This window comes from Paenibacillus sp. N3.4, from assembly GCF_008017805.1.
Taxonomy (GTDB): domain Bacteria; phylum Bacillota; class Bacilli; order Paenibacillales; family NBRC-103111; genus Paenibacillus_E.
The window spans coordinates 56,459-68,064 of sequence record NZ_VRTT01000020.1; the positions used below are offsets into that span (position 1 = coordinate 56,459).

General features: G+C 44.3%; 13 protein-coding genes. 12 read left to right on the forward strand and 1 reads right to left on the reverse strand.

Annotated elements, in window-relative coordinates; all coding sequences use genetic code 11:
• Nucleotides 1-255: 255 nt before the first annotated feature.
• The 5 genes from FU659_RS12415 to FU659_RS12435 all read left to right on the forward strand — a co-directional run bounded on the left by FU659_RS12415 (nt 256) and on the right by FU659_RS12435 (nt 4,584).
• Nucleotides 256-921, forward strand: a complete 666-nt coding sequence (locus FU659_RS12415; protein WP_147947869.1) for a Crp/Fnr family transcriptional regulator — start codon at nt 256-258, stop codon at nt 919-921.
• A gap of 27 nt (nt 922-948) precedes the next feature.
• Nucleotides 949-1,788: an ABC transporter ATP-binding protein gene (locus FU659_RS12420; protein WP_147947870.1), complete on the forward strand. Its 840-nt coding sequence runs from the start codon at nt 949-951 to the stop codon at nt 1,786-1,788.
• On the forward strand, nt 1,763-2,476 hold the full coding sequence (locus tag FU659_RS12425; RefSeq protein WP_261807798.1) for an ABC transporter permease: 714 nt from the start codon (nt 1,763-1,765) through the stop codon (nt 2,474-2,476). The genes FU659_RS12420 and FU659_RS12425 overlap by 26 nt, the downstream gene beginning before the upstream one ends.
• Nucleotides 2,477-2,607: 131 nt before the next feature.
• Nucleotides 2,608-3,636, forward strand: a complete 1,029-nt coding sequence (locus tag FU659_RS12430) for an ABC transporter substrate-binding protein (protein ID WP_147947871.1) — start codon at nt 2,608-2,610, stop codon at nt 3,634-3,636.
• Nucleotides 3,637-3,663: 27 nt separating this feature from the next.
• Complete coding sequence (locus FU659_RS12435; protein ID WP_261807799.1) at nt 3,664-4,584, forward strand: MBL fold metallo-hydrolase; 921 nt, start codon at nt 3,664-3,666, stop codon at nt 4,582-4,584.
• Between the two features lie 388 nt (nt 4,585-4,972).
• Here the strand turns inward: FU659_RS12435 and FU659_RS12440 are convergent, their stop codons facing one another.
• Nucleotides 4,973-5,374, reverse strand: coding sequence for a hypothetical protein (locus FU659_RS12440; RefSeq protein ID WP_147947873.1), 402 nt, complete (start codon nt 5,372-5,374; stop codon nt 4,973-4,975).
• 267 nt (nt 5,375-5,641) lie between these two features.
• Here FU659_RS12440 and FU659_RS12445 point away from each other — a divergent pair, with 267 nt between their 5' ends.
• From FU659_RS12445 to FU659_RS12475, 7 genes are all read left to right on the forward strand, one after another.
• Nucleotides 5,642-6,286, forward strand: a complete 645-nt coding sequence (locus FU659_RS12445) for a chromate transporter (protein WP_147947874.1) — start codon at nt 5,642-5,644, stop codon at nt 6,284-6,286.
• A gap of 20 nt (nt 6,287-6,306) precedes the next feature.
• Nucleotides 6,307-6,849, forward strand: a complete 543-nt coding sequence (locus FU659_RS12450; RefSeq protein WP_147947875.1) for a chromate transporter — start codon at nt 6,307-6,309, stop codon at nt 6,847-6,849.
• Between the two features lie 210 nt (nt 6,850-7,059).
• A complete protein-coding gene (locus FU659_RS12455) occupies nt 7,060-7,671 on the forward strand; it encodes a helix-turn-helix transcriptional regulator (RefSeq protein ID WP_147947876.1) in 612 nt (203 codons plus the stop codon).
• Between the two features lie 27 nt (nt 7,672-7,698).
• The gene (locus tag FU659_RS12460) at nt 7,699-8,487 is read left to right on the forward strand and encodes a pyruvate, water dikinase regulatory protein (protein WP_147947920.1); all 789 of its coding nucleotides are present in this window, start codon (nt 7,699-7,701) and stop codon (nt 8,485-8,487) included.
• Between the two features lie 43 nt (nt 8,488-8,530).
• On the forward strand, nt 8,531-9,496 hold the full coding sequence (glpX, locus tag FU659_RS12465) for a class II fructose-bisphosphatase (protein ID WP_147947877.1): 966 nt from the start codon (nt 8,531-8,533) through the stop codon (nt 9,494-9,496).
• 134 nt (nt 9,497-9,630) lie between these two features.
• Nucleotides 9,631-10,299 carry a hypothetical protein gene (locus tag FU659_RS12470; protein WP_147947878.1) on the forward strand — a complete coding sequence of 223 codons (669 nt, stop codon included), beginning with the start codon at nt 9,631-9,633 and terminating at the stop codon, nt 10,297-10,299.
• Nucleotides 10,300-10,505: 206 nt separating this feature from the next.
• The gene (locus FU659_RS12475; protein ID WP_147947921.1) at nt 10,506-11,600 is read left to right on the forward strand and encodes a Gfo/Idh/MocA family protein; all 1,095 of its coding nucleotides are present in this window, start codon (nt 10,506-10,508) and stop codon (nt 11,598-11,600) included.
• Nucleotides 11,601-11,606 lie beyond the last annotated feature (6 nt).

Below are 11,606 nucleotides of genomic sequence, written 5' to 3' on the forward strand. Positions count from 1 at the left end.
GCAAGTTCCGAGAAGGACAATTACTGTTGTCTATTCCGAACTTGTCCTTCTAAAACATGAAAGATGGAGCAGTGTACCCCTATGCTTTTGGACAAGCTGGAGGGAACGATCCGGATGTGCTTTCCACATGTTCCAATCTTCTTGTTTAAAATTTGAAAATTGTCGGGAATCCGACATTATAACATGGTATGCTATGTTAATATATAATTAACACATTGGAATAGTCGGTATTAAAAAGAAAAGGAGATTTATCCAATGGACCAATTGAATGAACTGGCTGATCTTCAGGAAAAAGATCCTTCAAAGGAAGTTATGCTAGACGCATTTCATAGACATGGTGTTCTACGTGTCTACAAGAAAAATGAGTTTGTATTTCAAGAAAATGACATGCCTAACGGGGCTTTTTATGTAGAGTCTGGTTTGATCAAAATTTCGCAATCCTCCGAGGAGGGGCAGGGGATTACCTTGTTTCTTCGCTATGAGGGGGAAATTTTCGGGAATGCGGAAATTTTAACGAATTTACCGCGGAAACGATATGCCAGATGTTTGGTGGATAGTCAAATCATGATGTTGGATGGGCGTAAATTTAATGAGTTAGCCAGAGAAAATGCTGATTTTTCATATGCTCTAGCGGTTCTCGGGGCACGCAGACTGCTGCAAACCCAGAAAATGGTGGAAACCTTAATTTGCCGACCAGTCGCTTGGAGGCTTGCTTGGTTCCTCATGCAGCTCGGTAAACTTACGGATGTACAGCTGGAGGTTCAAGTCCCGCTTAGCCATGAAGAGATCTCCTATGTGATTGGCTGCAGCCGCCAAACGGTCACAGAGACGCTCAATAAATGGCGGGATAAAGGGTTGATCGATTATGCCAAAAAGAAAATCGTGATTTATCGTCCAACTCATTTCTTCGCAGATATTTAAATGGACACCGGCCTGGAGGGCGACCAAGTGATTATTATTGATCAAGTAAGCAAAACCTTTTCACAGCGCAAAGGCAGCTCGTATACCGCGTTAGATCAAGTTTCGTTGACGATAGGGAAAGGGGAATTCGTTTCTGTTGTAGGACCTTCCGGCTGTGGAAAATCAACGCTGCTCAACCTGATTGCAGGATTTGAACAAGCGGATAGCGGAACCATTACGGTCAATGGGCAAAAGATTACCAAGCCTGGGGCTGATCGCATCGTTGTGTTCCAGGAACATGGCTTGTTTCCATGGCTGACGGTACTCGATAATGTAGCTTTTGGTTTGAAACAACAAGGGTTATCGAAGAAAGAGCGATATGTACTTGCTGTTGAACAAATTAAAGCGGTGCATTTGAGCAAATTCACCGACCGCTATCCTCATGAGCTTTCAGGGGGGATGAAGCAGAGGGTAGCCATCGCGCGGGCGCTCGTCATGGACCCTGACATTCTTTTAATGGATGAACCATTTGCTGCTCTAGATGAACAAACGCGATTTATTTTGTTGAAGGATTTGGAAGAAATTTGGCTTAAAACGGGCAAAACGATTCTGTTTATCACACACAACATTCGTGAGGCTGTCATCTTGTCGGATCGCGTTGTGGTGATGGCCACGCAGCCGGGCAGAGTGAAAAAGCAATTTACGGTGCAAGCTTCCCGACCGCATCAACATGGCGATCCGCTTATTCATGCTTTGGAAGGTAAAATCATGGAGGCACTGACGGATGAGCTAGAGAAGGTTGTCAGAGAGGAGTTGGGTTATGCATACAGCCTTAAGAAGGACGCTGTTTCTCATAGCGCTGTTGATCGTATGGGAGCTGGGATTTAGAATTTTTCAGTGGGGGTGGAAATTCCCTTCTCCGCTGCAAACATTCCAAGCTTTTTATGATGGTTTCGCTCATGGACATCTTCTTAGCGCTATAGGCGCAAGTCTTCGCCGTTTGCTCATTTCATTTATTATATCGATCGGTCTGGGAACGATACTGGGTTATTTGTTTGCGCGATATCGTTTTTTTGATGAAACCTTTGGTTTTGTGGTTGTGGCGCTGCAAACAGTACCAAGCATTGCGTGGCTGCCTTTTGCCATCATTTGGTTCGGCTTGAATGATACCTCAGTTATCTTCATAACGACGATTGGCGCCACATGGACGATGTCCATGGCGAGCCGAACAGGTATTTTGAACATATCGCCACTTCATCTGCGAGCCGCCCAAATGCTCGGGACAGGCAGTGGATACCGCTTATTCTTTCAAGTTCAGCTGCCTGCTGCATTTCCTCATTGGATCACCGGCATTCGAGTGGCCTGGGCATTCGCTTGGCGAGCCCTTGTCGCTGGCGAGCTGATTGCCAAAGGAGTTGGCCTTGGTCAAATGCTGCAAGATGGACGCGGCCTAGGGGATACGGCTTCCATTCTGTGCGTTGTTATCATAATCGCGGTTATTGGCACGATATCGGATCATTTCTGTTTTAAACAATTGGAAGACAAGATTGTGCTTCGTTTTCAGCTTAAAAAATGAATGAGGAATAACGAAGTCAGTTTTCTGACGAAAACTCTAGGATTATGCTTACGAAGTCAGTTTTCTGACGAAAACTCTGAGATTATGCTTACGAAGTCAGTTTTCTAAAGAAAACTCTAGGAGGATTACATATGAAAAAGATCGGGTTGGTTTTAAGTTTAGCTATTATTGCATCGTTGGCTTTATCCGCTTGCGGTCAGAGTAAAGACACGGCTTCCATAGAAGCGAGCACAACGGTGAAGATTGGTATTCTCAAAAATGTTACGCATGCTCCGGGTTTCGTGGCGTTGCAAAATAATTACTTTCAACAAGCGTTCGGGAAAAATGCCAAAATTGAAGTGACTGCTTTCGATAACGGGGCGGACTTCGCCACCGCAATCGCAACGGATCAACTTGACATTGGTTATGTCGGACCAGGTCCTGTGATCAATCAATATTTGAAAAGTAAAAATATTCGAGTCATAGCCGGTGCCAATAATGGCGGAGCTGTTTTGGTAGCTCGCAAGGATGCTGGCATTAAATCCGTGAAAGATCTTGTCGGCAAAACGGTAGCCGTCGCAGCTAAAGGCGGAACACCTGATCTTTCGCTTCGGTTGCTTCTCAAACAAGAAGGACTGAAAGTATCCACAGATACTTCCGGAGTACAAATTGTGACCCGAGCCCCGGCGGATACGCTCGTTGCTATGCGCCAGAAAGAGGTGGATGCCACGTTAATCGCAGAACCCTGGGGCACCCAAATGATTCAGGAAGGAACAGGCACCATCTTAGTTGATTGGAACAAAATCCCCCCTAAAGACGGCAATTATCCGTTAACCATTTTAGTTGCCAGCGATAAGTTTATAAAAGAACACAGGGATTTAGCCAAAAAAGCGGTCAAAGCGAACAAGCAAGGCATTGATTTTATTCAGCAAAACCCGACCAAGGCCTATGAATTGATCAGTGATGAGCTGAAGCAATTAACCGGTAAAGGGATGGAGCCTACGCTTATTAAAGCCGCTATCGATCATTTGAAATTAACCCAAGATATTTCACTGGATGATATAAATGAGCAGGCAAAAGCTTCTTTTGACTCCGGGTATTTGAAAGTAAAGGCGGAAGAGTTGGATTTCTCCAAGTTTCTCGACTTATCTCTATTAGATGAAGTGAAAAAAGAAAAATAAGATTCAATCCATAAGGAGGCCATTCATTTGTTTATACAACCACAAGAAAACCTTTTGCCGGACTTTCATGAGCACCTCAAAGTAGTGATTCTTGGCACGGGAACACCAAGGGCCTTTTATGGAAGAGCCAAAGCAGGCGTGGCCGTACTCGCAGGAGACAAGGCGTTCCTGTTTGATTGCGGCGGCGCAACGGTTGACCAACTGATTCGAACAGGGGTTATGCCGCAGCGCATATCGGATGTCTTTTTTACCCATCATCATAGTGATCATAATTCTGGATTCTTTGATGTGTTCATTACGAGCTGGCGCACGCATGTGATTGCTGATCGGGTTTTTGAAGGGCGAAATGTCCCAATGAACGTATATGGACCTACAACGACGAAAGCGATTATCGGTAAAATGAGAGAGGGCTTTGATTTTGATGTCAACCTTCGTGTTACTTATAATGTTTCAGCCGGTGAGGGGGCTAACATTAACTATTTTGAGAACAATGAAGGTGTTGTTTATGACCGAGATGGGGTCGTTATTACTGCATTTGAGGTGGATCATCGACCGGTTGCCCCGGCTTTGGCTTATAAAATCGCGTATAATGGTAAATCTGTCGTTATTTCCGGTGATACGATCCCTGTGGATAAAATGGTTGAATATAGTAAAGGGATTGATTTACTTATTCATGAATCTTATAACAAAACCTGGTTGGACGCGCTCATTGCGAAGTTTCCGGAGCAAACGGTTGGCCTTTCCAATCCGGCTAAGTATCATTCAACTACGCTTGAAGTAGCGGAAATCGCTCGCCAAGCAGGGGTTCCTCATCTAGTGCTTACCCACCATATTCCAGCACCAGCTGCGAATGAGGAAGCGGAAGCGGCATACACGGAAGGCATGCGTGATATCTTTGCAGGTAGAATAACGATGGCCAGAGATTTAATGGCATTTGAACTTGTATAAATATGGCTTTCCTCGACATGGTCGGGGAAGAAGCATCCCAAGCGTGCTGCCACTTTTCGCATCAATAAGCAGGTTTTTCGTGCTTACAGAGCCATCGGCGGTCACCATGTCCTCTGTAACGCTGAAAAACCGAGTTACAAGTGAAGCATCCCAAGCGTGCTGCCACTTTTGGCATCAATAAGCAGGTTTTTCGTGCTTACAGAGCCATCGGCGGTCACCATGTCCACTGTAACGCTGAAAAACCGTGTTACAAGTGAAGCATCCCAAGCGTGCTACCCCTTTTTTGCAATTTTTCCACCGCTATCCGATCTAACTAACGCGACCACCTAAAAATCCTAATCCACATTGATTAGGGTTTTTAGTGTGGTCGATCAACTGCACATTTCAGTTAATCCAATTTCTCCAGATGCCCATGATTGTGGCGAAGCAGGCTGACGGCTTCTGAATAATCGGCTTCTTTAACTTTTGCCGAAAGCACATAGTGAAGATCTTTGAGATCTTCTTCTTTAAATTCATCGGTATACGCAGGATCATGGATGGATACGTCATCTCCTAACAGTGAAGCAACAGCCCCATAGCTGCCAACAATACCGACCCCATTGTTAATACCTGATCCTCCCACTGAACCAGCGCCAGCTATTAGCGGGATAAGCAGACGTCCTTCGCCTGAGTAGCCTGCTTCAAGACTGCCCACCTCCAACAATTCGGGGTCATATTTCAATAGTGAAATTCTTGCGTCCTCCGCTTCATTTTCAGTATGGAAATAAGCTTGTATCATTTTACTCATCATAGATCACTCCTTCAATAGTTATAGTAGGTTGTGCTTATCTTATGCTTACCCAAAAGAACGAAAATCGAAGCAGGAGAGTCGGAGATAGGGAAGCCCATCTTATTTTCAAAATGAATTAAACTTAGCTGATTAATCGGGATGGTTGGTATTGATTTGGAAAGTGTCTCGCATTATAAGCGCAAATATAGAGAGGGATTAATATAATTGATTGGACATTTCCTCTACTTTAATTCAAAATAGAATTAAGTGCAGAGGAGGTCAACCATCATGCGAACTATAAATGTAAAAAAAATACTATCTATTTTCTGGACTTTCCTTCAAATCAGCCCACTGACCTTCGGTGGCGGCTATGCGATGATTCCAGCTATTGAAAGAGAAGTCCTTACTTCAAAAAAATGGATGTCTGAGGAAGAGATGTCTGAGGTGCTCGCCATCGCTAGTGCTGCTCCCGGTGGAGTGGGCGTCAATGTATCCGCCATGGTAGGTTATCGGATTACTGGAATTTGGGGAGCAATAGCAGCCGTCATCGGCATAACGCTTCCTACATTTTTCATTGTTATCTTACTAAGTATCGTTTACTCTTATCTCCAAGATTATCCGAAAATGCAAGCAATTATGAAAGGGATCCATGCCGGAATTGTAGGACTTATTGTCGCTGCTGCCTATAGAATGGCTAAATCATCAATTATTGATAAATTGACGTTACTTGCTGCTGTTTGCACGGTTATCGTTCTTATCGTTGTTCCTATACATCCAATCTTTGTGATTATTTTTGGTTTAGTGCTTGGTGTTGCCGTTGTCTTCCTGAAAGAAAGGTTGGGGATGCCTAGCCCGCTTGAGAGATCAGAAGCCAAGGTTCACGGTGCTAATCGTTACGCTTCGTCTGATTACTTCATGGCTGACGGCATTTAAGAGATGAGGTGTTCAATCCAATGCTTTTTAGTCTGTTTCTAACATTTTTGAAGATCGGTTTCATTTCTTTTGGCGGTGGATATGCGATGATTCCTGTCATTCAGCGGGAAGTGGATATTCACCAGTGGATGTCGGCCGATGATTTTAATGAGATTGTTACATTGGCAGGCACCGGACCGGGACCTATCGCAACGAATTGTGCAACATTGATAGGCTTGCAAACCTCCGGAGTGACCGGAGCCATAGCTGCCACATTAGGAATGGTTCTTCCGTCGCTATTACTGATCATTCTTTTAGCTGCTTTCTTATATAAGTGGCATTCGAATAAATGGTTTAAATCTTCTTTTTATGGTTTGAAGCCAATCGTGACCGGATTTATTATTTTCGCCGCCATTCACTTTGGTTGGTCTGGCCTTGGTGATGTTGGTTTTCATATTTCTTGGCATCAAATTGCAATGATTCTGATTGCCGTTGGGGCATTTACAAGTATCATTAAATACAAGCTGCACCCTTTTTTCGTCATCGTATTAGCAGGGGGCATGGGAATTGTTTTTTTTCAATAACCATAAATGAATCCGTATCCTTTATTCCTTTTGACAGGGGGTAAAGGTTTTTTTATTTATTGTGTATGATTAATAGGGAAAGTTGATAAAAAATTTTTTTTGTGCTATAAACAATATTATATTTCAAAAATTTGTTATATAATATACAGTATATAATTAATAGTACACATTATTTAGGAGGGAATCATCATCGAGCTAACATCTCGCCAGATGGAAATTATCGAACTCGTTAGTAAACATGCGCCTATAACGGGTGAGCGTATTGCTGAGCTTTTGGGAATAAGCCGCCCGACGATCCGTTCTGATCTTGCTGTATTGGTCATGCTTCGGCATATTGATGCCAAACCAAAGGTTGGTTATTTCCTAGGTAAGGCTGCATTACAGATAGATTCACCTTTCAAGCATGTAGAAGCTATGAAAGTGAACGATGTAATGGGAATACCTGTTGTTCTAAGGGAAACAGTTAACGTAAGTGATGCTGTTGTTACTCTTTTCCTCGAAAATGTAGGTTCTCTACTCATCGTGAATAGTCAGGGAGCATTAGTCGGAATTGTTTCTCGTAAGGATTTACTTAAAGTCACGTTGGGTCAAGCTACAGCTTCCTCGATGCCAGTATCCTTGGTCATGACCCGACATCCCAACATCGTGACAGTTACCCCGGAGGATAGCGTGTTGGAGGCTGCACGGAAAATGATACACCATCAAGTGGACAGCTTACCTGTTGTGAAGGCTGTTGCGGGCCTAGATCATGAAGAAGTAGTCGGGCGTATTACGAAAACAACGATGACCAAATTGCTGCTTGAAGCAGCGCTGGGAACTTAATCAGGAGGAGTTCGAGTGGGAGAGAAGATGCATACGATATTCGTTTGTTCGGATGCGGTAGGGGAAACAGCCAATTCCGTCGTGCAAGCAACGATTCGCCAGTTTAACGCAAGTCAAGTGGAAGTCAAACGTTTTGGATTAATCCGTACAGAGGATGAAATTAAAGCATTAGTGGAAGAAGTGTCGCGAGTAAATGGATTTATCGCTTATACGCTCGTGCTGCCAGAGCTTAGAGAAATGATGAAGCAGGAAACCCTTCGACTCCAGGTGAATGCGATTGATATTATGGGACCGATGATGCAAGCTTTTATCGACACCTTTAAAGATTCTCCCAAACGGAAAGTCGGTCTGCTTTATCAACTGGATGAACAATATTTTCAACGGGTGGAAGCCGTTGAATTTACCGTGAACAGTGATGATGGCAAGGAACCCGCCGCAATGAAACAAGCGCATATTGTATTGCTTGGGGTTTCGCGAACGTCTAAAACACCGCTTAGCATTTATTTGGCGCATAAGGGCTATAAGGTGGCCAACTATCCGCTTGTCCCAGAGGTAAAACCTCCTGATCTTATATATGATTTAGACGCTAGGAATCTGATCGGCTTAACGATGAATCCAGATCAATTGGTACGAATTCGTACGGAACGCTTAAAGGCAGTAGGACTACCTTTTGGTGCTAAGTATGCGACATTGGAGCGTATCGAAGAGGAATTGGAATTTGCAATGAAGGTATATCGTCAATTGGGTTGCACCGTCATTGATGTAAGCGGCAAAGCGATTGAAGAAACAGCTGGTTTGATTCTGGCAAATAGGTAAGTGGATCGCTTGAACATTTCCTAATGAGAGGATGGATGAAGGTATGGAAAGAGATTTGTCTTTAGACATTGTGAGGGTAACGGAGTATGCTGCTTTGGCGTCCGCGCGTTGGACCGGAAAAGGAAACAAACACAGTGCCGATGAAGCCGCTACCTCTGCTATGCGTTCCCTATTTAGTTCAATTTCTTTTCGTGGAACTGTCGTCATTGGTGAAGGAGAAATGGATGAGGCTCCGATGCTTTACATTGGAGAGGCAGTAGGCAATGGAACGGGGCCCGAGTATGATGTGGCTGTTGACCCATTGGAAGGAACCGATATTGTAGCTAGCGGCAGAAACAATGCACTCTCCGTTGTAGCCATTGCAGAAAAGGGGAATTTGCTACATGCTCCGGATATGTATATGGAGAAACTTGCCGTAGGTCCGCGATTAGCAGGTCAATTGAATTTGGACGATTCACTTGAGAATACCATTCGCAAAGCGGCTGTTATTTTACAAAAAGATCTGACCGAAATGTCCGTCTCCATCTTAGATCGGAAGAGACATGCTGACAAAATTTTATTATTAAGAATGCTCGGAGTGAAGATCCATTTGCTCAGTGATGGGGATGTGGCCGGCGCGATGGCTGCTGCTTTCCCAGAAGCGGGAATTGATATTCACATTGGTTCTGGAGGTGCACCGGAAGGCGTGCTCGCGGCTGCTGCGCTGCGCTGTATGGGCGGTGAATTTCAAGGACGCTTGCTTCCCGAGAATGAAGAAGAGAAACAGCGGTGCATCAAAATGGGCATCATTGACCCTTCAAAAGTGCTGGGTATGCGTGATTTAGTAGGTGAATCTGATATTTATTTTGCTGCTACAGGTGTGACCTCAGGGGATTTTCTAAGCGGTGTGAAGTTTCTGACTGGAAACCGCGCCGAAACGCATTCAGTAGTCATGAGGGCAAAGACGCAAACCGTGCGTTTTATCCAATGTGTTCATCAGACGTATGAGTATCAACTAGGAAGCGCTTGAAGCTAAACGGATAAACAGGCCATAAAAAAGACGATCGAAGCTTCGATCGTCTTTTTTTTATGGCCTAATTTTCATAGGTCAAGTTCTATGCCGCATATACTTTAGTTGACAATGAAACGAAAAGAGGGATAACGATGAGTTCAACTGACATTGACTTCCTATCGGTGGTGAGGGGCTGTATACCTAAGGAAGCTGAAATCGTCCTGCTGCGGCAGCAAGGCAATCCAGCTGCTATTCTGTATGCGGATGTGGATGGGGATGGTGAGGACGAAATTACTGCGTTGTACAGATACTTAGATAACCAATACTTGTTTACGGTAAAAAGCTATGCAGACAGTTGGTTTCCTATTGGCTCGTCCACAACAGGCAAACTTCAAGAGGTAACTGATTTCATTGCTGCTCCTGTGACAAGAACCAGGGGGTGGGATCTGTTAATCGGTTGGGAAAATCGTGGAACATCTTCAGAACTCGACATTATTCAATGGACAACAAGCGGATTCCAGCGTTTAATTCCACCAGGTACGTTTTATAATCATATAGAAATTGAAGATATGCCGAGCCGAGAGGGCAGGGACGGTCTTTGCGAAATCGCGCTTTGGGTACACGATCAGGATAAAGCATATCGAGTTGAAACCTATCGATGGAATCCGTATAAGCTAGTCCCGACGCAGGACGTACATCCTTATTATTTTCAGAAGGTAAGTCGATATTATGAAGATTTGACGCGTCAATATCCCGATCAGGCTGCATATAGGAGTTATCTGGAAGATGCTCAATTCAAAGCAAGCCAGAATAAGGGATGAACAGGGATTTCGAGCACGCATGTAGGGAAATGCTGAATAGCAGCAAGGCGTAAGGTCCAATAGTTGCTATTGGGCCTATTTTTATTTATTTATTTGTCGTAATTCCTGAGCTGAATTGTCCTAAACTTACACTAAAAATATAACTTTTCCTGTGTTACATTTATGACAGATGTCTTAATATCATATAAGATGATGAGGTTATCATGATGAGCAAAAAGCTTAAGATTGGCATTATTGGCAGCGGCGGCATCGCAGGCGCCCATGTACAGGCGTATCAAGAATTAAATGAGGTAGAGATTGTAGCCGTTGCGGATATGATTCCGGGCAAAGCAGCCCAATTCATTGATTTTTGGAAAATCCCGTCGGCAATAGCTTTCGACGATTACCAACAGCTGTTGGAGCTAGAACTGGATGGGGTCAGTATTTGCACACCGAATGTGGCTCATCATCGGACAACCGTGGATTCCCTGCTGGCGGGTAAGCATGTCATGTTGGAGAAGCCGATGTCGGTTACGTTGGAAGAAGCGGTTGAGATGGCTCAAACGGCTAGGAAAACGGGGTTCATGCTTAATGTAGGTTTCCAGCCCAGATACGACCCGAATATGAAAATTATCCAAGATGTCGTTCAATCGGGCCAATTGGGGAACGTGTATTACGTGGAAACAGGCGGAGGACGCCGCAGAGGTATGCCGGGCGGCACATTCATCAGCAAAGCCATTGCTGGTGCGGGAGCCATGGCGGATATTGGCTGCTACTCTCTGGATATGGCATTAAACGCACTAGGTTATCCGAAACCGCTTACCGTATCTGCATACAGCAGCAATCATTTTGGGACTAACCCGTTATATCATAACGAAGCGAGTAAATTCGATGTGGAAGATTTCGGAGTCGCCATGATCCGATTAGAGGGCGATCTTGTTTTGAATTTCAAAATATCATGGGCGATGCACATGGATTCACTCGGGCCTACTTTATTCCTAGGTACGGATGGCGGACTTAAAGTGACGCCTGCAGGCAAAGGCCCATGGAGCGGTGTGTTTGACGGCTCTGTCGGAGCTATTACTTATTATCACGATGTCAGAGGACATCATACAGAAAGCCCAATTCCACTCATTGATCATAAGAAGAATTTGTTTCATGAGAAAGTCCGCGATTTCGTAGAGGCTGTCCGTGATGGGAAGCCGGCACCGATTCCTGGTGAACAAATCGTACGTAATCAAGCTATTATCGATGGTATTATCCGGTCCTCTCTCGCTAAACGTGAGGTCACAATCGAACTTCCTAATGAATTCAAAAACTAAACAACC

What these genes read in the sequence shown, in the direction of transcription:
- FU659_RS12460 (WP_147947920.1), top strand. Translation starts at nt 7,699, where the DNA reads ATGCATACGATATTCGTTTGTTCGGATGCGGTAGGGGAAACAGCCAAT.
- FU659_RS12445 (WP_147947874.1), top strand. Translation starts at nt 5,642, where the DNA reads ATGCGAACTATAAATGTAAAAAAAATACTATCTATTTTCTGGACTTTC.
- FU659_RS12415 (WP_147947869.1), top strand. Translation starts at nt 256, where the DNA reads ATGGACCAATTGAATGAACTGGCTGATCTTCAGGAAAAAGATCCTTCA.
- FU659_RS12440 (WP_147947873.1), bottom strand. Translation starts at nt 5,374, where the DNA reads ATGATGAGTAAAATGATACAAGCTTATTTCCATACTGAAAATGAAGCG.
- FU659_RS12430 (WP_147947871.1), top strand. Translation starts at nt 2,608, where the DNA reads ATGAAAAAGATCGGGTTGGTTTTAAGTTTAGCTATTATTGCATCGTTG.
- FU659_RS12470 (WP_147947878.1), top strand. Translation starts at nt 9,631, where the DNA reads ATGAGTTCAACTGACATTGACTTCCTATCGGTGGTGAGGGGCTGTATA.
- FU659_RS12455 (WP_147947876.1), top strand. Translation starts at nt 7,060, where the DNA reads ATGGAAATTATCGAACTCGTTAGTAAACATGCGCCTATAACGGGTGAG.
- glpX (WP_147947877.1), top strand. Translation starts at nt 8,531, where the DNA reads ATGGAAAGAGATTTGTCTTTAGACATTGTGAGGGTAACGGAGTATGCT.
- FU659_RS12475 (WP_147947921.1), top strand. Translation starts at nt 10,506, where the DNA reads ATGAGCAAAAAGCTTAAGATTGGCATTATTGGCAGCGGCGGCATCGCA.
- FU659_RS12450 (WP_147947875.1), top strand. Translation starts at nt 6,307, where the DNA reads ATGCTTTTTAGTCTGTTTCTAACATTTTTGAAGATCGGTTTCATTTCT.